The sequence below is a fragment of the Pseudomonas sp. TMW22090 genome, from assembly GCF_022496665.1.
Classification (GTDB): domain Bacteria; phylum Pseudomonadota; class Gammaproteobacteria; order Pseudomonadales; family Pseudomonadaceae; genus Aquipseudomonas; species Aquipseudomonas gregormendelii.
The window spans coordinates 350321-377133 of sequence record NZ_SCFH01000001.1 but is presented as its reverse complement, the minus strand read 5'-3'; the positions used below and the strand labels follow the sequence as shown (position 1 = coordinate 377133).

At 60.3% G+C, this 26813-nt stretch carries 20 protein-coding genes and 2 pseudogenes; 11 read left to right on the top strand and 11 right to left on the bottom strand.

The genetic code is table 11. The features are described from left to right. Positions 1–138: 138 nt before the first annotated feature. Positions 139–624, top strand: a pseudogene (locus tag EQV97_RS01810) (TetR family transcriptional regulator C-terminal domain-containing protein); the annotation flags it as partial. On the opposite strand, the gene EQV97_RS01805 reads toward EQV97_RS01810, so the two are convergent. From EQV97_RS01805 to EQV97_RS28850, 5 genes are all read right to left on the bottom strand, one after another. After that, on the bottom strand, positions 580–1587 hold the full coding sequence (locus EQV97_RS01805; protein WP_122840354.1) for a DMT family transporter: 1008 nt from the start codon (positions 1585–1587) through the stop codon (positions 580–582). The pseudogene EQV97_RS01810 and the gene EQV97_RS01805 sit on opposite strands and share 45 nt — an antisense overlap. Next, the gene (locus EQV97_RS01800) at positions 1587–2285 is read right to left on the bottom strand and encodes an ABC transporter permease subunit (protein ID WP_122840380.1); all 699 of its coding nucleotides are present in this window, start codon (positions 2283–2285) and stop codon (positions 1587–1589) included. Before EQV97_RS01800 ends, EQV97_RS01805 begins: the two co-directional genes overlap by 1 nt. 5 nt (positions 2286–2290) lie before the next feature. After that, on the bottom strand, positions 2291–3004 hold the full coding sequence (locus tag EQV97_RS01795; RefSeq protein WP_240888261.1) for an ABC transporter permease subunit: 714 nt from the start codon (positions 3002–3004) through the stop codon (positions 2291–2293). Between the two features lie 103 nt (positions 3005–3107). Next, positions 3108–3890: a transporter substrate-binding domain-containing protein gene (locus tag EQV97_RS01790; protein ID WP_240888260.1), complete on the bottom strand. Its 783-nt coding sequence runs from the start codon at positions 3888–3890 to the stop codon at positions 3108–3110. Between the two features lie 24 nt (positions 3891–3914). After that, complete coding sequence (locus EQV97_RS28850; protein WP_122840352.1) at positions 3915–5918, bottom strand: aminotransferase class I/II-fold pyridoxal phosphate-dependent enzyme; 2004 nt, start codon at positions 5916–5918, stop codon at positions 3915–3917. A 491-nt stretch (positions 5919–6409) separates the two neighbouring features. Between EQV97_RS28850 and EQV97_RS01775 the strand changes: the two genes are divergently transcribed. From EQV97_RS01775 to EQV97_RS01760, 4 genes are all read left to right on the top strand, one after another. Continuing rightward, the gene (locus EQV97_RS01775) at positions 6410–7699 is read left to right on the top strand and encodes a sialidase family protein (RefSeq protein ID WP_122840379.1); all 1290 of its coding nucleotides are present in this window, start codon (positions 6410–6412) and stop codon (positions 7697–7699) included. Further along, complete coding sequence (locus EQV97_RS01770) at positions 7696–8307, top strand: hypothetical protein (protein WP_240888259.1); 612 nt, start codon at positions 7696–7698, stop codon at positions 8305–8307. The genes EQV97_RS01775 and EQV97_RS01770 overlap by 4 nt, the downstream gene beginning before the upstream one ends. A gap of 30 nt (positions 8308–8337) precedes the next feature. Next, a complete protein-coding gene (locus EQV97_RS01765) occupies positions 8338–10374 on the top strand; it encodes an LTA synthase family protein (protein ID WP_240888258.1) in 2037 nt (678 codons plus the stop codon). 105 nt (positions 10375–10479) lie between these two features. Beyond that, on the top strand, positions 10480–12699 hold the full coding sequence (locus tag EQV97_RS01760; RefSeq protein ID WP_240888257.1) for an LTA synthase family protein: 2220 nt from the start codon (positions 10480–10482) through the stop codon (positions 12697–12699). A gap of 31 nt (positions 12700–12730) precedes the next feature. Here the strand turns inward: EQV97_RS01760 and EQV97_RS01755 are convergent, their stop codons facing one another. Further along, complete coding sequence (locus tag EQV97_RS01755) at positions 12731–13858, bottom strand: GGDEF domain-containing protein (protein WP_240888256.1); 1128 nt, start codon at positions 13856–13858, stop codon at positions 12731–12733. Between the two features lie 144 nt (positions 13859–14002). Then, on the bottom strand, positions 14003–15043 hold the full coding sequence (locus EQV97_RS01750; RefSeq protein ID WP_122840347.1) for a GlxA family transcriptional regulator: 1041 nt from the start codon (positions 15041–15043) through the stop codon (positions 14003–14005). A gap of 107 nt (positions 15044–15150) precedes the next feature. Between EQV97_RS01750 and EQV97_RS01745 the strand changes: the two genes are divergently transcribed. The 6 genes from EQV97_RS01745 (at position 15151) to katG (ending at position 22448) form a co-directional block, all read left to right on the top strand. Continuing rightward, positions 15151–16200, top strand: coding sequence for an ABC transporter substrate-binding protein (locus tag EQV97_RS01745; RefSeq protein WP_122840346.1), 1050 nt, complete (start codon positions 15151–15153; stop codon positions 16198–16200). A gap of 15 nt (positions 16201–16215) precedes the next feature. Beyond that, the gene (locus tag EQV97_RS01740; protein ID WP_240888255.1) at positions 16216–17283 is read left to right on the top strand and encodes an ABC transporter ATP-binding protein; all 1068 of its coding nucleotides are present in this window, start codon (positions 16216–16218) and stop codon (positions 17281–17283) included. Further along, entirely contained in the window at positions 17280–18122 is an 843-nt protein-coding gene (locus tag EQV97_RS01735) for an ABC transporter permease (RefSeq protein WP_122840344.1), read from the top strand. The genes EQV97_RS01740 and EQV97_RS01735 overlap by 4 nt, the downstream gene beginning before the upstream one ends. After that, positions 18119–18907, top strand: a complete 789-nt coding sequence (locus tag EQV97_RS01730; protein WP_122840343.1) for an ABC transporter permease — start codon at positions 18119–18121, stop codon at positions 18905–18907. Before EQV97_RS01735 ends, EQV97_RS01730 begins: the two co-directional genes overlap by 4 nt. Positions 18908–18945: 38 nt before the next feature. Continuing rightward, entirely contained in the window at positions 18946–19959 is a 1014-nt protein-coding gene (locus EQV97_RS01725) for a proline racemase family protein (RefSeq protein ID WP_122840342.1), read from the top strand. A gap of 230 nt (positions 19960–20189) precedes the next feature. Further along, positions 20190–22448, top strand: coding sequence for a catalase/peroxidase HPI (gene katG, locus EQV97_RS01720; RefSeq protein WP_240888254.1), 2259 nt, complete (start codon positions 20190–20192; stop codon positions 22446–22448). Positions 22449–22836: 388 nt separating this feature from the next. Here katG and yecR read toward each other — a convergent pair whose 3' ends face one another. The 4 genes and pseudogenes from yecR to mqo all read right to left on the bottom strand — a co-directional run bounded on the left by yecR (position 22837) and on the right by mqo (position 26552). After that, the gene (yecR, locus tag EQV97_RS01715; protein ID WP_240888253.1) at positions 22837–23361 is read right to left on the bottom strand and encodes a YecR family lipoprotein; all 525 of its coding nucleotides are present in this window, start codon (positions 23359–23361) and stop codon (positions 22837–22839) included. A 40-nt stretch (positions 23362–23401) separates the two neighbouring features. After that, positions 23402–24019, bottom strand: a complete 618-nt coding sequence (locus tag EQV97_RS01710) for a GAD-like domain-containing protein (protein WP_122840339.1) — start codon at positions 24017–24019, stop codon at positions 23402–23404. 47 nt (positions 24020–24066) lie between these two features. Further along, positions 24067–24651 (bottom strand): annotated as a pseudogene (locus EQV97_RS01705) (DUF6861 domain-containing protein); the annotation flags it as partial. Between the two features lie 251 nt (positions 24652–24902). Next, a complete protein-coding gene (mqo, locus tag EQV97_RS01700; RefSeq protein WP_045057376.1) occupies positions 24903–26552 on the bottom strand; it encodes a malate dehydrogenase (quinone) in 1650 nt (549 codons plus the stop codon). Positions 26553–26813 lie beyond the last annotated feature (261 nt).

Below are 26813 nucleotides of genomic sequence, written 5' to 3'. Positions count from 1 at the left end.
TAGAAAACCAAGGCATTGCCGCTGGTGATTGAACAGACGTTCAACTAAGCTCGGCAACGTATAACCGACTCCAAGGACTGACCCGTGACCCGTGCCCCAGCTAAAAACCGCCGCACCGAACCCGACGCGCGCCGCGAAATGCTCGTGGCCGCTGCCCTGCGTTGCCTGGTGCGCGACGGCCACGCCGGGCTGTCGGTGCGCCGCATCGCAACGGAGGCCGGGGTGTCGGTAGGCCTGCTCAATCATCACTTCGGCAGCATCGATGCGCTGATCGCCGACACTTACCAGAAGCTCGCCAACGAACTGACGAGCGCCCTGATGCAGGAAATAGAACAGGCCGACACCCCCGCCGCAAAGATGGACGCCTTCCTCACCGGCTCATTTGCCCCCCGGGTCATGGACCCGCAATTACTCGGCGCCTGGGTGGTGTTCTGGAGCCTGATCCGCCACTCCGTTCACGTCAGCCAGGCTCACGAAAAAAGCTATCGAGCCTATCTCGACTTGCTGCGCCATTTGCTCGACGACCTGGCGGCCAGCGAAGGGTTTGTGATCCACGACACTCACCTGGCCGCCATCGGCCTATCCGCGACGCTCGACGGACTCTGGATCGAGTGGTGCCTCAACCCCGAAACCTTCAGCCCCGCCAACGGCCTGCATATCTGTCGCTGCTGGGTAAAGGGGTTGCGAAACGGAGCATTCAGCGCCGACGACGTCCTGTGAGGCATGACGCCCGAAGATCATCGCCAGGGTGCCACTGACAGCAATCAGCCCCGCGCCGATCATCAGCGACACGTCCATCCGGGTGCCCCAGATCAGGCTCGACAGCAGGAACGCCCAGATCAACCCGGTGTACTCGAATGGCGCCAGCAAGGTCGCCGTCGCCCGACGGAAACTGGCGAACAGCAGGAACTGGCCGATACCACCCACCAAGCCAGCTGCGAGCATACCGAGCCAGTCCGGCATCGGTGCCGGCGTATGAGTCCACGGCAAGGCCAGGGTCATGCAAATAACAAACACCACGTTGGTGATCAACATTTGCTCCAGCACCGATGTCTGGTCATCCACCTGCCGCAACTGGATGTAGGTGAACGCCCAGCACATGGCGGCCAGCAGGGTCAGCACCACCGGCAACGGGTCGGTCAACCGTGTTGGTCGGCAGGCGATGATCACGCCGATGAAGCCGACGACCAGGGTGAACCATTGCCACCCGTTGGCGCGTTCCTTGAGGATCACCGCCGCCAATACCGTAACCATGATCGGCGCGGAAAAATACAGCGTGGTCATCTCCGCCAGCGACAGGTCTCGGGCAGCGGTGTAATACAGCACCCAGGCGATGATCGACAGCAAACCGCGCACCACCAGCAAGCGCCGGCTTGGCGAACGCCAGGCTTTCTGCACCAGGCGCAAGCGCCCCGCAGCCACGCAGACCACCACGACCAGCAAGCTGCGCCAGAACAGGATGGTCACCACCGAATAATCGGCCACCAATGCCTTGATCACCGCGTCCTGCAAGGCCAGAAACGCGTACCCCAGGGTGCACAGGCCGATGCCCTGCAACGACCGATCAACCATCCGTGGCGCACTCATCACACCGACCTGCGTACGGGCGTCCCGCGCCGCTCGAAGAACGCAAACAGGGCCTCGATCAGGAAGGTGAGGCACACATACACCCCGGCCACCAGCAGCAGCGGCTCATACACCTGCAGGGTTTGTGCGCGCACCACATTGGCCGCGCCCAGCAGGTCGATGATCGCAATGGTCGAGGCCAAGGCCGTGGACTTGAGCAGCATCACCGTCTCCCCGGCCAGGGTCGGCAACAGCAGGCGCATCGCCCGCGGCAGGCGCACTCGCAACAAGGACTGGCGCGCAGTCATGCCGAACGCCGAAGCCGCTTCCATTTCACCCTTGGGCACCGCCAGCAGCCCACCACGAATCACCTCTCCGACGTAGGCACCCACCGACAGCACCAGCGCAAAAACGATGTACCAATAGCCGTCGCGCAAATAAGGCCAGAAAAAGCTGCCACGGATCAGCGGGAACTGCGCAAACAGGCTGCCCAGTCCGTAGTAGAAAATGTAGATCTGGATCAGCAGCGGCGTGCCCCGCAGCACACTGGTGTAGAACAGGCTGGCCTTGGCGATGAACTTGTTTTTCGAGATCCGCGCCAACGCCACCAGCACCGCCAGGGCGAAACCGAACACCATCGAGATCAACAGAATGCTGATGGTTGTTTGCAATCCACGGCCCAGGAGTGCCGCATATTCAACTATCCACGCTGGAATCATTTCATTCACTCAGCCAAAGGCATCCAGCGACGGATGCGTCGCTCCAGCCGTCCCGAGAGGTAGTTGGACACCAACGTCACGGCGTAATACATCGCCGCAGCCGTGAGGTAGAACAACAGATAGTGACGCGTCGAACCCGCCCCTTGCTTGGCGGTGTACAGCAGCTCATTGGTGCCGACCACGCTGATCAGGGCACTGTCCTTGATCAGGTTGATCCACAGGTTGGCCATCCCTGCCATGGCGTAGGGCGCCATGATCGGCAGCGTGACTCGCCGGAACAGGCCGAACCCGCTGAGCCCGAACGCCCTCGCCGCCTCGATCTGGCCATAGGGGATCGCCTGGATCGCCGCGCGAAAAATCTCCGAGGCATAGGCGCCCTGGACCAGTCCCAGCACCAGGATTGCCGCCAGCGGGCCGCTGACGTTGACCGCGTCGTAACCCATCCTGGCCATCAGCGAATTGAGCAGCATGGAGCCGACGTAGTACAGCAGCAGGATCAGCAACAACTCCGGAATGGCCCGAAACAACGTGGTGTAGCCGCGCATCAGCGCCGCGATGGGTTTAGGCGCGCCCAACTTGAGACAGGCCACCACCAGGCCGATAAACAAACCGACCACGAAAGCACCCGCAGAAATCTGCAGGGTCATCATCAGGCCCTTGAGCAACGCGCTGCCCCAGCCTGTTTCGCTGAAATTGATCAAATCGAACATTGCTGGCATTTCGGTCTCCAGTCGGCGAACCAGACATCACCACTCCTTCGTGTGGGAGGAGCCCCTGTGGGACCCAAAGCTCTGCTCCCACAGGTCATCTTGCAGCCCGGCGTCAGAACGCAGGTTTCACGCTCGTACCGAAGTAGCCCTGGGACAGTTCGTCATAGTCTTTGCTTGCCAGCAGGCGAGTGATCGCCTGGTCCAGTTTGGCCTTGAGCTCAGTGTCATCCTTGCGCAAACCGGCGCCGACGCCTTTACCGAAAATCGGGTCGTAGGGCACGGTGGCGAGGTAGGCCAGGTTGCTGGCATCGGCCGTCTTGACGAAAGAGGCCATGGCCGTGCCGTCCGCCATCATCAAGTCGATACGGCCGGAAATCAGGTCGGCATTGGCCGAGTCCTGGGTGTCGTAGTACTTCACCTCGGCGATCTTTTCGTAATTGGCCTTCAGGTAGCTGGCACTGACGGTCGAGTTCTGCACGCCGATGATCTTGCCTTTGAGATCATCCGGAAACTTGCTCACGGTGGTGCCCTTGGGCCCAACCACCGCGATTGCCGAATCGTAGTAAGCCTTGCTGAAGGCGATCTGTTTCTCGCGCTCGGCAGTCACCGACATCGAGGAAAAAATCACGTCGATCTTTTTCGCCAGCAAGGAGGGAATGATGCCGTCCCATGCCACTTCCTTGATCTCGCACTCGGCCTTCATCTCGCTGCACAGCTTATGGATCAGGTCAACCTCGAAACCTTTCCACTCACCGTTCGCCTGCTTCTCGGTGTACGGCGGATAAGGTTCTGCTGCCACTGCAAACCTGATCGGTGCAGCCTGGGCTGCGCTCATCCCGGCCAGCAGCACGCATGCCACGCCCGTCATCCAGTTTGCCAAACGTCGATTTCCCATGATTGTTCCCCGTCTTTTTATTGATCAGCGAGTCTGATGAGCGTTGACGAATTGTCGGCAACGCTCGCTGCGTGGGTGTACGAACACATCGTCCGGCGAACCGGTTTCTTCGATCAGCCCCTGGTGCAGGAAGGCGACCTTGGAGGAGACATCGCGTGCGAAGGCCATTTCATGGGTCACCAGGATCATGGTCCGGCCTTCTTCGGCGAGAGAGCGGATCACCCGCAGCACTTCGCCGACCAGTTCCGGGTCGAGTGCCGAGGTGGGTTCATCGAACAGCATGACCTTGGGCCGCATGGCCAAGGCCCGGGCGATGGCGACCCGTTGCTGCTGGCCACCAGAAAGAAACGCCGGGTACTCGTTGCGCTTGGCCGCCAGTCCCACGCGCTCGAGCAAGGCTTCGGCCCGTTCGGTGGCCTCCGCGCGGCTTTCTCGCAGGACCTGGGTCGGTGCTTCGATAAGGTTTTCCAGCACGGTGCGATGGGGCCAGAGGTTGAAGTTCTGGAACACCATGCCCAGGCTCGAACGGATCCGCACCAGCTGTTTGGCGTCGGACACCAATGGCGCCCCCGGCCGATTCTGGTTCAGATGGATGCTTTCGCCATCCACCAGGATGCGGCCCTGGTCGGGTATTTCGAGCATATTGATGCAACGCAGCAAGGTACTTTTACCCGAACCGCTGGCGCCAATCAGGGAGATCACTTCACCTTCACGAGCGGTCAGCGAAACACCCTTCAGCACCTCGATATTGCCAAAGCGTTTGTGCAGGCGATCGACTTCGATCATGGTCTTGCGGGCCACCGCCTCGATCGTCGCCTCGCTGCCCACCCGATTGATCACCGGGCGCGGCGCTTCACCGTTCAAAACCAGGACAAATTTGCGAATGCGCTGGCAGGCCTGGGCCAATCGCTCTTCGCCTTGGGTAAACGAGAGCCGCACAAAACCCTGGGCCGGCTCACCGAATGCAGCCGCATCCAATACCGAGACATGCGCCTCGCGCAGCAGCCGCCAGGCAAATTCCAGCGACGTCAGGCCGGTGCTGCGCACGTCCAGCAGCACAAACATCCCCGCGTCCGGGTTGAGTACCGATATCCCTGGACAATCCGCCAGGCTCTTCACCACGAGGTCGCGACGACGGCGGTAAATGTCACGCATGCCGTGGGTGACGTCCGCATGGGACTGCACGGCCTTGAGTGCCGCCTCCATGACAAAACCCGGCAGGCCATAGAGCATGCTCAGCACCAGGTTTTCGACGTGGGCCACCAGGGTTTCGTTGGCGATGATCCAGCCGATGCGCCAGCCGGTCATGGCGTGGGATTTCGACAGGCTGCCGATCACCACGCAACGTTCGGCCATGCCCGGCATCGCTGCCAGGCTCAGGTGCTCACGCTCGAACGTCAGGCTTTCATAGACTTCATCCACCACCACCCACAAGTCATGGACAACGGCAAGCTCGGCGATCGCCTGCAATTCTTCGCGATTGAGCACGACGCCGGTAGGGTTGTTCGGGTTGGACAGGAACAGGGCTTTGGTGCGCGGGGTAATGGCCTTGGCCAGCACCGCGGCATCCAGCCGAAAACCGCCATCGGCAGCGCACGGTACGCGCACCAGCGTCGCGCCGGACGCCTTCAGGGTAGCCTCGTAGGTGACGTACATCGGGTCCAGGGCGATCACTTCGTCGCCAGCTGTCAGCAGGCACATTGATGCGGCGAACAGGGCATTCTGCGCCCCTGCCGTCAAAATCACGTTGGACGCGTGCAGCTCACGGTGGAACAGGGGGCTATGGCGGGCGGCAATCGCTTCGCGCAATTTCAGGCGACCGGCGATTTCGGTGTAGTGAGTATCGCCCTCACGCAGGGCATGAATAGCGGCGTCAGTGATGAAGTCAGGGGTGGGGAAGTCCGGATCGCCGACGCTGAGGATAATCACATCCTCGCCCCGGCGCTGGGCTTCATACGCTGCGTAGTGAATATCCCAGGCGGCAACGCCGTCACCAGTTATCCGCTGAACAAAGGGTGAAAACCGCATGCAAGTGCCTCGTTCGATAAGAAGAAACGCAAGCCCGCGCTACCAGCCGGGGAAGTGGGTCTCAACATAATCTAAGCTGAACAGTCGTTCAACAGATAATTCCTGCCGATTCGCGTTCAGTGTCAAGAGGTCGTTTTTACGACAGTACTGCCGTTTCAAGGTACGCTTTTGCTGTGACTGTGCTGGCCGCATCACGAGCAGGCCCGGCGACGCACACCTACCGAGGCCGACGTTGTCCCTCCTTCGGTTGATGGTTACGTACCACGCATCTAAAGCTAATAGCGCGAACGTCCTGCACAGGAATTTTTCCATTCAAGCACCGACGTCTCTGAGACGGTACTTTCAGCCCTCCTGGGTACCTGCGCTCGCCGGAAGTCCCAGTAGATACAAACATCTCCTTACAAATACACTCCTGGCTTAACTCCGAATATATAACTACTAGTGATAGGTTACGCCGCTCGATCAGGCCCCTTGAGATGCCGAGCCGTATGATGCGCATCAATCCTCCCCGCCTTGCCGTTTACGTTGTATTGGTGTGCCTGTTCGCGGGCGCCTGGTTTACCCACCCTGCCGCTGTCCACTCCTCCTTCGCCCTGATGAGCCCGGTGATGGCGGTGGCCGACAAAGTGGCCAAGCCCGTCTACACCAGCCGCTTCGCGTCCTCGGGCCTGGTGGACTTTGTGCATTCCTCGGCGGTTACCGCACTGCCTGACGGCAGCCTGATGTCTGTCTGGTTCGCCGGCACCCGCGAAGGCGCTGCAGACGTGCAGGTGCGTTCCGCCCGGTTCAACGCGAAAACCGGTGAATGGGGCGCGGAGCAGGTGTTGGCGACTCGCCAGTCGACCCAGCAAGGCACTCGCAAATACATTCGCAAGCTTGGCAACCCGGTCGTGGCGCTGGCGCCGGACAATCGCCTGTGGCTCTTCTATGTCTCGGTGTCGATGGGTGGTTGGGCCGGCAGTGCAGTCAATGTGATGGTCTCCGACGACTTCGGCGATAACTGGTCTACGCCGCGCCAGTTGATCACCTCGCCCTTTCTGAATATCAGTACCCTGGTGCGTTCGGCACCGGTGTTTCATGCCGATGGTTCCATCGGCCTTCCGGTGTATCACGAGTTTCTGGGCAAGTTTGCCGAGTACCTGTACCTGAGCCCGGACGGCAACGTCATCGACAAATTCCGTATCAGCCGTGGCACCAATTCCTTGCAGCCAACGGTCGTGCCGCTGGATGGCCAGCGCGGCGTCGCCCTGCTGCGCTATGCCGGCGAGACCCACCACCGAGTGCTGGCGACGCGCACCGAAGACGCCGGGCAAACCTGGAGCGAACCCTATCCGCTCGACCCGTCCAACCCAAACTCTTCGCTGGCAGCGGTCGCCACGCCGGAACACGGCTTGCTGGTGGCACTCAATGACCTGCGTGAAGGCCGTTTCAAGCTGAGCCTGTACGGCACCGATGCGAAAATGGACGACTGGCGCGCCCTGCGCGACCTGGATAAATCGCCAGACCCGGAAGGCGAGCCGTTTTCCCCGCAAGCCTACAAGGAAATCATCGGCCAGGAATTTCGCGACTCCAGCGGTGCGCTGCGCCAGCCCCTGGAAGCGCAGTTCCTGAGCAATCTGGACACCCGGGTCTGCACCAGCCGCGGGTGTGAATTCGAGTATGAGTATCCCTACTTCATTCGCAGCCCCGACGGCATGTATCACCTGGTTTATTCCTGGAACAACACCTTCATCAAGCACGTCACCTTCAACGAAGCCTGGCTGTCCGAGCGCCTGAAATGATCAACCTGTGGCAAGCCCATCTCAGTTTCGCAATGATCATATTCCTCATGCTGCCCGGCTTTGGCCTCGGCCGGCTCTGGCGCGGGTTGCTGCTGCTGGCTTTGCTCGCCGCCAGTTTCATCCCGCTGGACGGTTTGACGGTGGCGGCTTATTTGCGCAGTCACATCGATGACCTGGCAATTACCACGATGATCCTGATGGCGTGGGCATGCCTGCGCCGCCTGGAAATCCTGGCGCCTGCGCCACGTGGATATGTCGGCGTGCTGGTGATCTTCGCCGCCATGGCCGTGCTGTTGTATCCGGCGACGCTGGGCTGGACGTACGTCGATCCATACCGGCTGGGTTTCAGCCCGCGCGTGCTGCTGACCCTGATTGCCTTGCTGACGCTCGGCCTGTACTACCTGCGCAACGGTCTGGCTGTGGCCATGCTGGCGGGCGCGACCCTGGCCTTTATGGTGGGGCTCAAACCTTCGCACAACTATTGGGATTACCTGGTGGATCCACTGCTGGGGCTGTATTGCTGCGTGGCGCTGCTGGTGCTCGGCACCCGCCAGGCCTATCGCTGGTTCCTCAGCCGGCGTGGATCGGCGAGCCACAGGTCCATTTGAGATTTAACGACTTTAAACAGGGGAACAGGGATGGGTTGGTTGCAATCGAGACGCTTGCATTACTGGTTGGCCGCGACCGCGATCGTGTTTGCGCTGTTCGCGGTATTGCGAGTAGTGTTCTTCTTCGGCTTTTCAGGGTTTGACGCTAGCGCCCTGAGCGCCCAACCCGCGATTGTGGAAACCCTGGGCATCGGCTTTCGTTTCGACTTGCGCCTGGCCATCCTCACGGTGCTGCCCCTGGCGTTGCTGGCGTGGATTCCGCGCTGGAACCTGACCACCAGCCGCGTGCTGCGCCTGGTCGCCAGGGTCTATCTGGTGGCGGCCCTGAGCGTTCTGCTGCTGATCTACATCATCGATTTTGGTCACTACGCCTACCTTGGTGTGCGCATCAATGCCACCGTGCTGCGCTTCATCGAGGACGCGCAGATATCCCGCGACATGGTCTGGCAGACGTACCCGGTGATCTGGATCAGCCTCGGCTGGCTGGCCACGGTCGCGCTGGCGACCCTGGCCCTGGTGCGCCTGGAAAGGGTCACGCTGGATCGTCCGTGCAAGGTCATTCACCCACTCTCCGCCACCTGGGGCAGTGCGTTGATGGTGGTGCTGGTGCTGCTTGGCATCCTCGGCCGAGTAGAAAACATGAACCTGGAAAATCCGGTTCCCCTGCGCTGGAGCGATGCGTTTTTCTCCAGCAACAACCAGATCGCGGCATTGGGCCTGAACCCGGTGATTTTCCTCTACGACACGGTCAAGGTTGGTCAGTCCCGCTACGACGAACAGCAGGTGCGCGAGCACTACGCAGTCATGTCCCGCTACCTGGGCGTCGACCAGCCGGACGCGCAAACCCTCAATTTCGTACGGCACCAGGCACCTCAACCTTACAAGATTCCCGGCTCGCGCCCACCCAATGTGATGTTCGTGATGCTCGAATCCCTGGGCACCAGCGCTGTCGGGGCCTACGGCAACCCGATCGATCCGACGCCCAACATTGACCGACTTGCCAAGCAGAGCTGGTTTTTCGAACATTTCTACGTGCCAGTCACCGGTACCGCGAAAACCGTGTGGGCGAGCATCTCCGGGGTGCCCGACGTCACCCGTCAGGAAACCGCGACGCGCAACCCGCTGATCACCCAGCAGAACACCCTGATCAACGCCTTCACCGGCTACGAGAAGATCTACACCATCGGCGGCAACTCCGGCTGGGCCAACATGAACGCGCTGATTCGCCAGAGCATCGATGGCGTGCGGCTGTACGAGGAGCGCGACTGGAAGGCGCCGGTCGTCGATGTCTGGGGCATTTCCGACCTGGACCTGTTCAAGGAAACCGACAAGATCCTGCAGGCGCTGCCCAAGGACAAACCGTTCTTTGCCTATGTGCAAACCGCCGGCAATCATCGCCCTTTTACCATCCCCGAGCTCAATGACGGATTCGAGGTCAAGCACCCGACCCTGGCCGAAGTCCAGGCTGCCGGCTCGCGCAGTGTCGAGCAGTACAACGCCGTGCGCCTGCTGGACTTCAACATCGGTCGCCTGATGGAAATCGCCAAGGCAGGCGGCTGGTACGAGAACACCATTTTCGTGCTGTTTGGCGATCACAACACCCGCATCGCGCAGATCCCGTTTCTGGCCCCGGCCTACGAACAGCTGGGCCTGGAAAGCAACGCCGTGCCGATGATCATCCATGCCCCTGCGCTGCTGGGCTCACGCACCGTCGAGGAAGCCGTGGGCCTGGTGGATTTGCTGCCCACCGTGGCCGGCATGGCGGGCCTGGAGTTTCGCAACAGCGGCATGGGCCGGGATATCCAGCAACCCGCCCCCGAAGGCGAACGCGTGGTGCCGCTGGTCCTGCGTGAGGGCACATTCCCGCTGATTGCCGGCGTTACCCAGCATTTCATGGTGCAAATGGAGCACGACGGCAGCTCGCCGACCTTGCACGACCTGGCGTCGATGACCCCGACCGATGACGTGGCCCGACAGAACCCGGAAGAGTTCAAGCGCCTCGTGCAATTGACCCGAGGCATGCACGAAACTTCGAGGCTGATGCTCTACCAGAACGTGCGCAAGTAACGGCCTGACAAGTGCCGGCGGACAAATGTGACCTTATATATCCGGGCCAGTTTTGCCGGCACTTGATACCATCCAGCACACTTGTGTGACGATTTAGTGGCTGGAATGTATTTTGTGAACAAACTCCGTCTCGGGTTGCAGCAACCCTACGCGCGCCTTATTGCCCTGGTCGGCCTGGTGTTGTTCGTGCCCCTGTGCCTGCGGGCAGCACTGGGCTGGTCAAATCCCCACGGATATTTGTCGGACCTGGCCATCGGCAGCCTGCTGCTGGTGCTGTTACATCGTCGGCCCTGGTGGCTGGCACTGCCGGTGTTGCTGGCATGGGGCTTCCTGACGGTGGCCAGCGCCGAGCTGGTCAGTGCCGTTGGCCGGTTGCCCAACGTGTCGGATGTGCATTACCTGATCGACCCGCAGTTCCTGGAAAATTCCACCGGTGGCGGCTTCGCCCAGCCCTGGCTGGCAGCCTCGTTGCTGGTCGCACTGGGCATATGGTTGCTCAGCCACTGCCTGGCGCCCTCGACCCCCTCGCCGTCCCTGCCCCGTCAGGCCTGGAGCGCTCCGCTGCTGCTGCTTATCGCCCACTGGGGGGCGCAGCACTTGCAGCCTACCGATGCCGATCAGTGGCGGGTCTACAACCTGCCCCATCAATTGATGGCCGCTGGCACGGGCAACGTGCAGATGACGGTGGAGGAATGGCTGGAGGGCGACGTCGTCGACGTGCCGCCGCAGATGGCTGGCCTGGTCCAACTCGACCTGGACGGCCAGCGGCTGCTGGCCGGCCGCGGACAGGCGCGTAATGTGTTGGTCATCGCCCTGGAAGGCATTCCCGGTGCCTACATCGGGGCCAATCGCGAAGCTTTGCACAGCAGCTATCAGGAGGACCTGATGCCGCGACTCAGTCGCTGGGCGCAACGCGGCATGAACACCCCCGACTACGTGCTGCACAGCCACCAGACCATCCGCGGCCTTTACGCCATGCTCTGCGGTGACTATGACAAACTCGACAACGGCACGCCCAAAGGCGTCGAGATGCTCACCCAAAGCGCGCGCAACCAGGACTGCCTGCCGGCACAGCTGCGCAAGAACGGCTTTGCCACGCATTACCTCCAGGGTGCCGGCCTGCGCTTCATGGCCAAAGACAAGATCATGCCGCACATCGGCTTTGACACGACCCTGGGCCTTGAATGGTTCACCAACGCATCGTACCTGGACTTTCCGTGGGGCAAGGACGACAAGGCCTTCTTCGAAGGTGCGCTGGACTATGTCGGCCAGCTCAAGAAACAAAAACAACCCTGGATGCTGACCCTGCTCACCGTCGGCACCCACCAGCCCTATTCCGCCCCCGAAGACTACCTGCAACGCTACGACACCCCCAAGCAGGCAGCGGTCGGTTACCTGGATGACGCCCTCGACCAGTTCCTCAGCGACCTGGAGCGCCAGGGCGTGCTCAAGGACACCCTGGTGGTGATCACCTCCGACGAGTCCCATGGCATCGATGGCGTGCGCCTCGCTTCATCATGGGGGTTCAACCTGACCCTCGCACCGGATCAGACGCAGTTGCCACACATCAAACCCGGGGTGTACGGGCATGTGGACTTGAGTACGTCGATCCTCGACTACTTCGCCCTGCCCGTGCCGGCCACCCTGAGCGGCCGCTCGCTGTTTCGCGACTACGCCACCGGGCGCGAGATCATGTCCTACACCAACGGCAATCTGCGTTATCACGATGGCCAGGGTACGTTCACCGAGTGCGATTTCCAGCAACGCTGCCGGTACTACGCCAGTGAAGGCTTCATCGCCGAGCGGGCGAAGCTGCTCGGCCAATACGGCGGCCAGCGTGCCCGGCAGATTGCTGCGCGCGCCACGGCCCTGGATCAAAGCCTGATGCAGACACCGCTGAACCAGCGTTATCAGTTCGGCAGCCCGGCAAGCATTCCGCTGCAGGCACAAATCAAGGATGACTGGGCCGACAACCTCATCGGCGCGCAATACCTGGAAATGCCCAAGGGCTCGCACACCCGGGTGCGCCTGACCGTACGCTCGGTCGACAGCCAGGACAATGCCTACATCCTGCTCAAGACCAAGGAATTCGAACGGGACGTTCAGGTAGGGTTGCCGGCTGAAATGCTGGTCACCGCCGACCAGCCGCTGGAGATGGACTTCAGCTTCGACAATCCCGAGTCGCGCAAGGCTTTTTCTTTCCACTTGCTGGGGTACGGCACGGGCGCCGTCGAGGTCAGTGACTTCAGCGTGATTACCGAATTGCCGGGGCAGGAAGAACCGGTCGGCGAAACCCTTGATGATGATACGGCGGAGTCGAGCTGAGTGACGGGTGCGCGGTTTGAGCAGCCTTGCGTTACTCCGACACCGCCACCTGGTTACGCCCTCGCGCCTTGGCACGGTACAACGCCTTGTCCGCGTTGTTCATCAGGCTGTGCAAATCATGATCCTCGCTCCCCATCGATGCGACCCCCAGGCTGGCCGTGATGCAGTGCACCGGCCCGGTCATCGACCCTGCGATGGAGCGCGTGACCTGCTCTGCAATATCCAGCGCCACCTCGATGCAAGTGTCGGGCAACAACACCGCGAACTCCTCACCACCCAAGCGTCCATACACATCCGTAGGCCGGAACGACTTGCTGATCACCACCCCCATCTGCCGCAACACCTGGTCCCCGACCTGATGGCCATAGGTGTCATTGATGTGCTTGAAATGATCCATGTCCAGCATTACCACGCACAGGGGCAATCGGTGATTCATGCAGTGGCTGTACAACTGCTGCGCTTGCTCGAAGAACGCACGCCGATTGTTCAATCCGGTGAGCTCGTCGGTCTGCGCGGCGCGGGTGGAAATGCTGTGCGCCTGTTCCATTTCCCGGGTCAGGCGAAAGGCAGTTTCCAGCGCCTGGGACAACTTGCGGGTCGCGCCGGCCACAAAAGAGGCAAAGACCAGCACCGCCAGGGCCATGCCCACCTGAATCGTTGACGACTGGAACAACAGCCAGACAGTACAGGGCAGCAACACCAGCGCTATCGACGCCAGGGTCATGTGGCTATAGGACGAATAGCAGGACACGGCGCTGACCGACATCCCCACCGCGAACAACATGACCAGCGCCTGGGACAACAGGTCGTTCGTGGGCATCACCGCCAGGGCCCCGGCACCCCAGATGCCTGCCGACAGGATCAGCGTCAGCCAGTACATGAGTTCCCAACGTTGCGGGGTACGTTCCAGGTCAGGGCTGCGAAAATAGGCGATGAACATTCCCAGGCGTAATAATGACGACACCGACAACAAGGCGATCCAGGAAAAAACCACATTGTGATCCAGGTTGTCCCAGCACAGCCAGCACAGCATGAGAGCGGCCAGGTAACTGCCAAATACCGCAGACACCGATTGGTGAAACAACTGGTGCAACCGGTCCGAGCGCACCTGATCGGCGATCTGCGTCTGCTGGTCGTACCGAGGCCCAAATCGATCCATGTGATCCGCCTGATCATGCTGCCGGTAAAAACGCGATTGTGGCACCCCGCCACTAACGCCCGCTATTGAATAACACTCATTTGCGAAGAAAAATTCGTTGCGGGAGCGAGCTCTTACAGGTTCAACGTTCAATATTGTAGTGCATCAACCGGCTTGTCCCTGACGCTGGAACTGACGCGGTGATAAACCAAAGCGCGTGCGAAACTCCCGTGAAAAATGCGCGCCATCGGCGAACCCGCAGTCCATGGCAATTTGCGTGATGCTGCTGTGACTGTTGAGCAGTAACCAGCTGCCGTATTCCACCCGCAACGAGCGCTGGAATTCCATGGGCGAAATGCCCAGCGACTGTTGGAACGCGCGAGTCAGCTGCCGGCGCCCAAGGCCGACATAGCGCGCGATGGCGTCCAGCGTGGGCAGGCTGTCCATGCGCTGCTCGATATAGTGAGCGGCCTGGCGCACCCGCTCATCCTTGATGTCCGCCAGGTTCGCATAGAAATGCGCCTGGGGCTGCCGACCCTGGCGAATCCCCTGCAACATCATATGCCGCACGGCCTGCTGGGCTTTTTCGCGCCCGCAGTGGCGCGCTACCAGGTACAAGCCCAGGTCGATTGCCGCCGTTGAACCGGCGCAGGTAATCAAATCTCCCTCGTCGATGAACAGATGGTCCACCGCTGCTGGCGTTTTCGGAAACCGCGCGCGAAACGCGTCCAGCACGTTCCAGTGCACACAGACCGAGCGGTTTCCTACCACGCCTGCCTGGGCGAGTGCGAAGGTGCCGGTGCAGATGCCCAGTAATCGGGTGCGGCTGTTTGCTGCGCGCTGCAACCAGTCCCGCAAATGCCCCGGCAAATGGGTATTGGGGTAATCATTGCCACCGCAGATGGCAATGTAGTCGAACTGGTCCAGGTCCTGCTCCAGTGCGCCGGCAACCTCCAGCGTGATCCCGGCGCTGGAGGTTCGGGGCAAGCCGTCAACGCTCATCACACGCCAGGCAGTATGGATCTGCCGACTGGCGCCACCGATATCTGCAGACAACCGCAGCACATCCACAAATCCGGAGAACGCCGCCAGGGTGAACTGGTCGAGCAACACCAGTCCCACCGACAACTGCGGGCGAGTGTTCGCCTGCGCGTCGGTGCCGCTCGATACATGGCAATCATGAAGATTCTGAGTCATTTTGGGCATGACCCAACTATTCAACTTTAAGACCCCGGTGTGCAAGCGCTCGTATCGACGTTACGAGCAAGATGCAGACAAGGGGAACAGCTCGACTACACCCCAGAGGACATGAGATGAGAACAATAAACCGCACTAAAATCACAGTCGCGCTATCGCTGGCGGGCTGCATCTCCTCGCAAGGCGCCATGGCGGATCAGCAAAAACTGACCGTCGCGTTGTACGGCGGCAACTGGGGAGACGCGTTCCTCAATTGTGTTGCAGAACCTTTCACCAAAGCCACCGGCATTGCCGTGGCAGCGGAAGTCGGCACCTCGACCACGACACTCGCCAAGCTTCAACAGCAAAAATCCAGCCCCACCATCGACGTCGCGTGGATGGATGGCGGCATCAGCGAGCTCGCTTACGCGGCAGGCGTGATCGCCGACCTCGACCCGGCAGCCATTCCCAACCTGAAAAACGTCGAGGAAAAAGGACTGTACTCCGAAGCGGGCCATACCTTCGCTGTCAGCAGCGGCTTCTACTCTTTGGGCCTGACCTACAACACCCGGGAAATCAAAGAGGCACCGACCAGCTGGAAGGACTTGTGGAAGCCCGAGTACGCCGGTGCGATAGCGTTGCCCTCGCCCGCCAATTCTTCCGGGGTGCCCTTCGTGTTCTTCATGGCCGATGTCTGGGGTATCGATCGCGCCGATCTGGCACCTCTTTACAGCAAGCTGGGGGCACTGGACACCGCGCTGTTCTTCGACAGTTCGGGCGCCGCTACCAACGCTTTCCAGAGTGGCGAAGCGATCATCGGCGCGCACTTCAACGTCGGTGCCTGGGACTTGATCGACAAGGGAGCCCCCATCGGCTTCACCATTCCCAAGGAAGGTGCATGGGCGACCGACGCGCGCTTGCACCTGATCAAGGGCGCGCGCAACACCAAGGCCGGTGAGCAATTCATCAATACCGCATTGACCCAGGAAGCGGCGTCCTGCCTGGCCGGCAAGCTGTACCTGGGCCCGGCGGTGAAAGGCGTGGAAGTCTCGCAGGAGGTCGCCCGCAAGTTGCCATGGGGCGCAGGCGGATCGATCAAGGACCTGCGCCTGTTCGACTGGGCGCAGATCAACGCCCAGCGCGCCAGTGTCACCAACGACTGGAACCGCAAAGTCACCGCCAAATAGCTCAAGAGGTCTGCAATGTCAGTTTTATTGAGCATCGACAGCGTCTGCAAGAACTTTGGGCCTTACCAGGCATTGGACAATATCAACCTGGACATCGAGCAGGGCGAGTTCATCGTCCTGCTGGGTCCCAGCGGCTGTGGCAAGACCACCCTGCTGCGCTCGATCGCCGGCTTCATGCAGCCTGATTCCGGGAGCATTGCGATCGACGGCCAGGACGTCAGTCGCCTGCCACCCTACCGTCGGCCACTGAACACGGTCTTTCAGAACTACGCGCTGTTTCCGCACATGACCGTGCTGGAAAACGTCGCCTACGGCCCACGACGCCAGGGCGTCAACCGTGGCGAAGCCCGCGAACGGGCTCGTGAAGCGCTGGCGCTGGTGGGCCTCGAAGCGCTGGGCGATCGTTACCCGAGCGGCATGTCCGGCGGCCAGCAGCAGCGGGTTGCATTGGCCCGGGCCATCGTTAACAAACCGAAATTGCTGTTGCTCGACGAACCGCTCTCGGCGCTGGACATGAAACTGCGCAAACGCATGCAGCTGGAGCTCAAGCATCTGCAAGCGAAGTTGGGGATTGCGTTTATTTTCGTCACCCATGACCAGGAAGAGGCGATGACCATTGCCGATCGTATCGTGGTGATGAATGCCGGCCGCATCGAACAAACCGGCACCAGCAGCGCCATCTACAGCGCACCGGCTTCGCGTTTCGTCGCTGACTTTATCGGCGAAGCCAATCTCATCGACTACCAGGTCACCGGCAACGATGAAATACGCCTGGGCATCCGCAACCAACCGCTGGCGCGCAACACCAGTGCCATCCCGTCACAAGGCGTGGCCGTGCTGCGCCCCGAACATTTGCAGGTGCTGGAAACAGCTGCTGCCCAGACGCCCGGCTGCCACGAAATCCACGGTACCGTCAGCGACGTCGTTACCGTCGGCAGCCATACGCTGATCCATGCCCTGATTGACGGGCAGATGATCATCGCGCGCACCATGGGCTTTCCAGGGCCGCACATGGTTGCCGGCAGCACGGTGCGCCTGGGCTTCAACCCCGCTCATCTGCACCTGATCGGGGAGTCGGTATGAAACGCAAGACGCTCGCCCCGCTGCTGATGCTCTTTGCAGCCCTGGCATTTTTCGCGGCGTTCTTTCTTGCGCCGTTTGCCGTGGTGATCTTCGCCAGCTTCACCCAGGGCGCGGACCAGGCGTTTACCCTCGATCACTATATTCGGGTGTTGGGCGATCAGTACCATTGGGACGTCATCCTGGTGACCTTCCGCATCGCCGCGCTGACCACCCTGGTGTCTTTGCTGCTGGGCTACCCGCTGGCCTGGTACCTGGTGCGTGTCGTGAAGTGGCGGGCCTGGCGGCGCGCCTGTGTGATCCTGCTGGTGGTGCCGATGTTCACCAGCAACATCGTCCGCTCGTTCGGCTGGATGGTGCTGCTGGGGCGCAAGGGCCTGGTGAACCAGAGCCTGATGGACACTGGCCTGATCGACACTCCAGTACGGTTTCTGGGCACCGAGCTGGGCATCCTGATCGGCATGGTCTACATCCTCCTGCCATTCATCGTGCTCGCGGCAGGCAATGCCCTGGCGCAGGTCGACCCGGCCTACGAGCAAGCTTCCGAAGATCTCGGCGCCAGTCCCCGGGCCACGTTTTTCCACGTGGTGCTGCCACTGACCATGCCTGGCATCATCTCCGGCTCGATCATGGTGTTCACCCTGGCAGCCAGTGCCTATGTCACCCCGGCACTGCTGTCGGGCGGCAGGATCTCGGTGCTGTCGATGTTGATTTTCCAGCAATACAGCTCGGTATTCGACTTCAACTACGGCGGCGCCCTGAGCGTGGTGCTGCTGATCTTCACCCTGGTCATGGTCGGCCTTGCCGGTCGGGTTGGCAGTGTCAGAGGGAGCAATCAATGATCACGCGAATGCTGGTTCGCCTGGTGGCCTGGGCAGTGCTCGGCTACATGCTGCTGCCCCTGGTGGTGATCATGGGCGTGTCCTTTACCGCCTCGTCTTTCCTCGCATTCCCGCCTCAAGGCTGGACGCTGGATTGGTACGCCAAGATGCTCAGCGACCCAAGCTACGTGGCCTCGTTTGCCACCAGTACGGTCCTGGCATTGGTCGCGACCTGTGTTGCAGTGCTGCTCAGCGTGCCGGCGGCCCTGGCGATTGCGCGTTACGAGTTCGCCGGCAAACAGGCGATCCTGGCTGCCCTGACGTCCCCGCTGGTGTTCCCGCATATCGTGCTCGGCGCAGCGCTGCTGCAGTTTGGTGGCTACTTCGGCTTGACGCGCAGCTTCCTCGCGCTGCTGATCGGCCACACGATCATCATCTCGCCTTTCGTGTTGCGCTCGGTGCTGTCGATGCTGACGCCAGAGCAACGTGCGCTGGAGGAAGCGTCCAGTGACCTGGGCGGTACCCCTTGGGCAACCTTCTTTCTGGTGGTGCTGCCACAGATCCGGCCCGGGATCGTCACCGGGTCGATCTTTGCCTTCATCTCGTCGTGGATCAACGTTGAGCTGTCGATCTTCAACACCACCCCGGACCTGAACACCATACCGGTGAAGCTTTTCAACTATGTGCAGTACACCGTCGACCCAACCATTGCCGCCGCCTCAGGGGCAACCATCGTCGTGGTCGTCATCGCCGTCATCATTCTGGACCTGTGTATCGGTCTCGATCTTTTGTCAGAACGCAAATAAACCCCCACCCCTACATCCCGCAAGCCAGGAGTTCAGTCATGCGTATGCAAGACACGTTCGATGTCATCTATACCCATACCGAAGGTGAACCACTGTGCATCGTGCACAGCGGCATCCCCTACCCCGCAGGTTCGACCATTCTGGCCAAGCGTGCCTTTCTTGAGCAGAACTACGATTGGCTGCGCAAGGCGCTGATGCAGGAGCCTCGCGGCCACAAGGACATGTTCGGCGTCTTCCTCACCCCGCCTTCGAGCAGTGAATTCGACGCCGGCCTGATCTACATGGACGGCAGTGTGTATTCGCACATGTGCGGGCACGGCACGATTGCCGTCAGCATGGCGATGGTTGCCCTGGGCCTGGTCCCACGGGGCGCCGATGGCATCACCAAAATCCGCTTTGAGACCACCGCAGGTCTCGTCGTTGCGGAAGTGGCCTCGGAAGGCGAAAACGTCCTGTGGACCCGCTTCGAAAACGTACCGGCTTACGTGGCGGCCCAGGACATACCCGTGCACCTGCCCGGGTATGGCGACCTCAAGGCAGACCTGGTCTGGGGCGGTAATTACTTCGGCATCATCGACCTGACCCAGTGCGACCTGCGCATCAGCCCGGAGAATGGCAGCGAATTGTCGCGCCTTGGCCTGCTGGCCCGGGACCAGATCCAGAAACAACTCAAGATCCAGCACCCCACCGAGGCGCACATCAACGACCTCAACTTCATCACGTTCTGGCACCCGGCAACCATCGACGGAGCGTTCTACAAGAACGTCCACGTGTTCAGCGCTGGCCAACTCGACCGCTCACCAGGCGGCACGGGCACCAGCGCGATGATGGCGATGTTCGAAGCCCGGGGCAAACTCGGGTTGAACCAGCCGATCCTGTCTGAAGGCTTGCTGGGCAGCGGCACGTTCGAAGGCTGCCTGTTGGGTGAAGTCGACCTCAACGGTACCCGTGCGGTGCGCCCGACCGTCAAGGGCACCGCGAGCATCCTGGGGACCTCGCGCTGGGTCATCGAGCGCAATGATCCGGTCGGTGCCGGTTTCGTCGTTAACTGACCACTGCCCGCGCCCGGCGCACCACGCCGGGCATGCCCCTCTGCGGCGCGCGCATCCTCGCAACCGCCCGACACCCTGTGTAAAAGACTTTCCCTATCGTCCCCTAACACTCCACCTATTAGCTGAGTACCCAACTCGGGTCTACCCTTAGGGCTGCTCTGGCGCCACAAGCTGGCCGTGCCCACAGGGCGCGGATAGCCCGGATGATCACGACCAAAGGTAGCTCACACATGGCAAATGAATCGAAATGCCCGTTCAATCACGCCGCTGGCGGTGGCACGACGAACCGCGACTGGTGGCCCAACCAACTGAACCTGAAGATCCTGCACCAGCATTCGTCCCTGTCCGATCCGCTGGACGAAGGCTTTGACTATGCCCAGGCATTCAAGAGCCTGGACTTCCAGGCACTCAAGCAAGACCTGCGCGCGCTGATGACCGATTCGCAAGACTGGTGGCCGGCGGACTTCGGGCACTATGGACCGCTGTTCATCCGCATGGCCTGGCACAGCGCGGGCACCTATCGCACCGCTGATGGTCGTGGCGGAGCGGGCTCCGGGCAGCAACGTTTTGCCCCGCTCAACAGCTGGCCGGACAACGTCAGCCTGGACAAGGCCCGCCGCCTGCTGTGGCCGATCAAGCAAAAGTACGGCCGCAACATTTCCTGGGCTGACCTGATTGTCCTCACCGGCAACGTTGCGCTGGAATCCATGGGCTTCAAGACCTTTGGTTTCTCCGGCGGCCGTCCGGATGTCTGGGAGCCGGATGAAGACGTCTACTGGGGCTCGGAGAACAAGTGGCTGGCGGGTGACACTCGCTACGATCAAGGCCATAAGGAACCCATGCAGGAACCCGGCGAAGGCCCGCTCGTTGCCGAGCCCGGAGAAAATGAAGACAGCCGGGTCGAACCCGGTCGCCACCTGGAAAAACCCCTGGCCGCCGTACAAATGGGCCTCATCTACGTCAACCCCGAAGGCCCGGAAGGCGAGCCTGACCCGGTCAAGTCGGCCCTGGATATTCGCGAAACCTTCGGCCGCATGGCCATGAACGATGAAGAAACCGTCGCGCTGATCGCCGGTGGCCATGCGTTCGGCAAAACCCACGGCGCCGGGCCTGCGGACAATGTTGGCGCGGAACCGGAAGCGGCGGGCCTTGAGGAACAAGGTTTCGGCTGGAAAAACAGCTTCGGTACCGGCAAAGGCCCGGACACCATCACCAGCGGCCTGGAAGTGACCTGGACCACCACGCCCACCCAATGGAGCAACAACTACCTGGAAAACCTCTTTGGCTTCGACTGGGAACTCACCAAAAGCCCGGCCGGCGCGCACCAATGGACGCCAAAGAACGGCGCGGGCGCCGGCATCATTCCCGATGCCCACGACCCGAACAAACGCCGCAACCCAACCATGCTCACCTCGGACCTGGCGCTGCGTTTCGATCCGATCTACGAACCCATCTCCCGACGGTTCCTGGAGAATCCCGACCAACTCGCCGACGCCTTCGCCCGCGCCTGGTTCAAGTTGATCCATCGCGACATGGGCCCGCTTTCACGCTACCTGGGCCCGGAAATGCCCAGCGAAGAACTGCTGTGGCAGGACCCGATCCCCGAAGTCGACCACGAGTTGATCAACGACAGCGACGTCACCGCACTCAAGGGCAAGCTCCTGGCCAGCGGCCTGTCCGTCTCGCAACTGGTTTCAACCGCGTGGGCGGCGGCTTCGACATTCCGCGGCTCCGACAAACGCGGCGGTGCCAACGGCGCACGCCTGCGCCTGGAGCCGCAGAAATCCTGGCAGGCCAACCAGCCGGAGCAACTGGGCAGCGTGCTGGCCAAACTTGAAAGCATCCGGAACGAGTTCAGCAACGGGGGCAAGAAAGTCTCGCTGGCGGACCTGATCGTGTTGGCGGGCAACGCCGGCGTCGAACAGGCGGCCAAAAATGCCGGGGTCACCCTCACCGTGCCCTTCACTCCGGGCAGGACCGATGCCACCCAGGAACAGACCGACGTCGAGTCCTTTGCCTTCCTCGAACCTGTCGCCGATGGCTTTCGCAACTTCCTCAAGACCCGCTACACCGTACCGGCCGAAGCACTGCTGATCGACAAGGCCCAACTGCTGACCCTCACGGCCCCGGAAATGACCGCGCTGATTGGCGGCCTGCGGGTGCTGAACACCAACGTCGGGCAGACCCGGCACGGCGTATTCACCCAACGGCCGGAAGCCTTGACCAACGACTTCTTCACCAACCTGCTGGACATGGGCGTGGAATGGAAACCCACCTCGGACGAGGCGCAGGAGTTTGAGGGACGTGACCGCAAGACGGGCCAGGTGAAATGGACCGGGACGCGTGTGGACCTGGTATTTGGATCGAATGCGCAGTTGCGGGCGCTTGCCGAAGTCTATGCGAGCAGCGACAGCCAGGAAAAATTCGTCAAGGACTTCGTTGCGGCGTGGACCAAGGTGATGAATCTGGATCGGTTTGATGTGAAATAAGCCTGAGCCCTGAAATGCAAACGCCTCCCGCTGGAGGCGTTTTGCTTTACAGCACGAAGGCTACACCGGCGAGATTGTGGCCAGAGCGCCGATCAGCACCGTCAGTACGAGAAAACCACCGAGGAAAATCGCCATCTTGCCCATGAGGGTGCTCCTGCCTGTTCAATATGCAGTTATTGTGAGCCGCAGACTGTTTGCATTACAGATGCAGATGGCGATGAAAAATACGGATCAGATGCCGACCGCATCGCATCATGGTTGAATCGTCCCTCGTCCCCTACCACCTTTTGCCGCTCCTGCAGGTAGTCGCTGTCTGCCTTCGGCAGCTGCACAAAAGACTCCCAGCCGGGGCGCGGAGGCACATTATCCGCTGCTAGATCCACAAGAACTACTCCGCCATGATCGCGTGATACTGCTTCTGGTACTCGCCGTAAGGCAGGTTTTTTTCCATCAGCGCCTTCAAACGAGTTTCCTTGTACTGGGCAGCCGACATGATTCCTGCCGGAACAGGTGTGACTGCCGGCGCTGCTGCCTGAGTCGGCGGCGTGATGTTGCCGATGCACTGGTACTTGACGACTATCTGGCCCGCGGTGCAATTGCCCCAACCATCGCTGGCGTGGCAGTTCTGGATTTGTCCTCCGAATCGCTCGGCTCGCTCATAGCCCCAGACAGCGCATTTGCTGGATGCGACTGACTCCGCCTGGTTGATGTCGACAATAGGCGTTTCAAAGGGTTTGAAATCGTAAGCCATATCAATCGAGCCATCCGCCCGACTGCCGCCTGTGGCGTAAAAATCCTTGCGGGTGGAGCAGCCAGTGATTGTTACGGCCAGCATGACCAGCAAAATCAGCTTATACATCGAGGAAATCCTTTTCAGTTGGCGACTGCATTGAATAATGGCAATACGCCTCACTGTAGCAGCTGGCGGAGCCTGCGTAGACCTCGGGCCACCTCTAGATTTCCGGGAACCCCCAATCGGTAAGCGGTGACAGTTGAGATAAAAACTCCAGATGCTCGATAATTTCTACCTTTTCTAAATTTTTTAGATCAATCGATCCACCCAAGGCCAGCGCAGGGACTAGAGCATACATCTCGCCAGCCTTAAGTTTTCCCAGCTTGCTCAAAGCAGGGTCAAAAAGCCCTTCAAAATCATTATATTCACGCTTCATCGAGGAGAAAAAGACCCTGACTGCAAAATCCATCTCTTCACCGGTAAATACGGGCGAGTGGTGTGAATAGCGTGACATGCAGGGAGTGATGGTCAAACATTCACCGCTCTTCTCTCCCCAGACATACAACTCACCAAATGCGCCTCGTGCGATGACATGACAGACGTCTTGTTTACAGACATCCGCATCAGCAAGCCATTCGGTTAATATATGTTCGTAATCCTGCGGATTGACTGTCCAAAACAGACCGTCTGCATACCCGCACCAACCATACTCTTCCCAATAACGCAGCAGTTGACCTGGCAGCTTGTTTCGATAGCGAATCATGCTCGACACTGGGACATGCTGGCGAGATGTTTCGGGACCGAATCTCTTGATAAAAAAAGCAAAATCCTCGTCCAAATCAAACTCCTTATTTGCATCTTGCAAGTTTTGCGTTAATTTTTGTCGTGCCCCTGGGCAATGTGCTGGGAGGCTCGGTCTATGGCGAACGGGTCATCATGGCTATAAGGGTCCAAACCCTCATCGCCCTTGGTGCCCCTCCACGCGATGTTGATGCCATCGAGGTAATACTCGCCAATGCGTGGCAAACCCTCCACAAAGAGCTCGGCAATGGACACCAGGCCCAAAGCCCCGAGTATCCAGGAACTGACCTTCAAGCCCATGGCAGCGCCAGCCATCCCGATCGGAATGGCGCCACCACCTCCCGCAAATGTCCCCACTCCAGCGCCAATGACACCGCCTGCCAAAACGCTGCCGGCGACGATCATTGCCATTTGATTCACTACGCTGATCAATTCAGTGAGGACGGTAGAGATGTCCAGATTGGCGAAGCGCTGTCTCAGGGACCCGACGGCAATGCACTCTGCTCGAGCGAACGCCGTCTGGACGCTCTGGACTCGGCGAATAATCAAACTCAGGGAAGCTTCATATTCATTAAACTGTATTCGTGCATGTCCGCCCTGATAGCCCATGTTATGAGTTATTCGGTCTTCGATTTCGAACCACGAGGGCACGATGTTCCATAGCGCCATTGTGCGTCTTCCTGACAAGGGAAAGTGCTTAAAAAGTTCGTCGCAACTTTTAATAGCTCACCCTAAATCAGGCAGATTTGTTCAAACAACTTGATCCCAAACAACTCCTGGCCCCATTGATCAACAAAAGAAGTTTCATACCGCCAACTTCCGACTCCCCGTCAGAACTTTCTTACTTCCCTTAACAAACACCCAAAAAAAAAGCCCGCTGACCGTCACCGGTTCAGCGGGCTCTGCAACAGCGCTTCTACTTACAAAGCCATGTCACTTGCAGCGTTAGCCTTCGGAGCAGCCTTCTCGGCATCAGCCGGAGCAGCTACCGGTGCCGCTACCTGACCCATCGCCGGCGGCGGAGTCAGTTGCAGTACCTTGGCGGTATAGGCCCACTCTTCAGCCACTTTCTCAGGGCTGCCGTTCAACTGGGTGCCGTAGCTCGGCACGATCTGGTGCAGTTTTTCCTGCCAGGCCGGGGAAGCGACCTTGTCCTTGAACACCTTCTGCAGAACGGTCAGCATGATCGGCGCGGCAGTCGATGCACCTGGGGAGGCGCCCAGCAGGCCGGCGATGGAACCGTCTTGCGAAGCCACGATCTCGGTGCCCAGCTTCAGCACGCCACCGGCGGCTTCGTCACGCTTGATGATTTGCACGCGCTGGCCGGCTTGCCACAGGCGCCAGTCTTCAGCCTTGGCGTTCGGGAAGTATTCCTTCAGGGCGTTGAGGCGGTCTTCGTCCGACAGCATCAGCTGGCCGGCGAGGTACTCGACCAGCGGGTATTCCTTGATGCCGACCTTGGTCATTGGCCACACGTTATGCGTGGTCGTGGTGGTCAGCAGGTCCAGGTACGAACCTTCTTTCAGGAACTTGGTGCTGAAGGTCGCAAATGGGCCAAACAGGATGACGCGCTTGCCGTCCAGGACACGTGTGTCCAGGTGCGGAACCGACATCGGTGGTGCGCCAACGGAGGCTTTGCCGTAGGCCTTGGCCAGGTGTTGCTCGGCGATGGTCGGGTTCTCGGTCACCAGGAACGAGCCGCCAACCGGGAAGCCTGCGTACTCCTTGGCTTCAGGAATACCGGACTTCTGCAGCAGGTGCAGGGCACCGCCGCCAGCGCCGATGAAGACGAACTTGGCGTCGGTTTCGAACTTGCTGCCGTCTTTCAGGTTTTTGTAGCTGACGCGCCAGGTACCGTCTTCGTTCCTGGTGATGTCCTGCACTTCGCTGGACAGCTTCAAGTCGAATTTAGGGGTGGTCTGCAGGTGCGCGACGAACTGGCGAGTGATTTCGCCGAAGTTGACGTCGGTACCGATCGGCGACCAGGTGGCGGCAACTTTCTGTTTCGGGTCACGCCCTTCCATCATCAGCGGCACCCACTTGCTGATCACAGCCGGGTCTTCGGAGTACTGCATGCCGGCGAACAGCGGGCTCGCTTGCAGGGCCTCGTAACGCTTTTTGAGGAAGCTGATGTTGTCGTCGCCCCACACAAAGCTCATGTGTGGCGTGGAATTGATGAACGAACGCGGGTTCTTCAGCACGCCTTGCTGAACCTGCCAGGCCCAGAACTGACGGGAGATCTGAAACGCCTCGTTGATTTCAACGGCCTTGGGAATCGACACATTGCCCTTGTCGTCTTCCGGGGTGTAGTTCAACTCGGCCAGGGCGGAGTGACCGGTACCGGCGTTGTTCCAGCCGTTGGAGCTTTCCAGGGCCACGCCGTCCAGACGCTCGATCATTTCCATCGAGGTGCCGGGCTCCAGCTCGTTGAGCCAGACACCCAGGGTCGCGCTCATGATGCCGCCGCCGATCAGCAGCACATCGACTTTCTTTGCCTCTTCCGCTTGAGCGGACGTGATCCCCATCGACAAAGCCAGCCCCAGCAGGGCCGTGTTCATTTTCTTAAACATCTGTAGCACCTATGATAAAACGCCATCCGCCCTGCCATCCGCAGTCTCGGGCCCCGTGTTTCACGACAATCAGGCAGGATGTCGTGGGTGCTCGCGCCGCTGGATTGGAGGGTGGGCACACAAGGCCGATTGAGTGCATCGACCTCAGTTTATATGTCCCTACTGAACTGACTTTTTATCTTTATTGGCTTCAGCTGCTTGAGCGACAGTGATTCCGTTGGCGCGTCGCATGGACACGCAAACTGAATGGATCGAACCAAG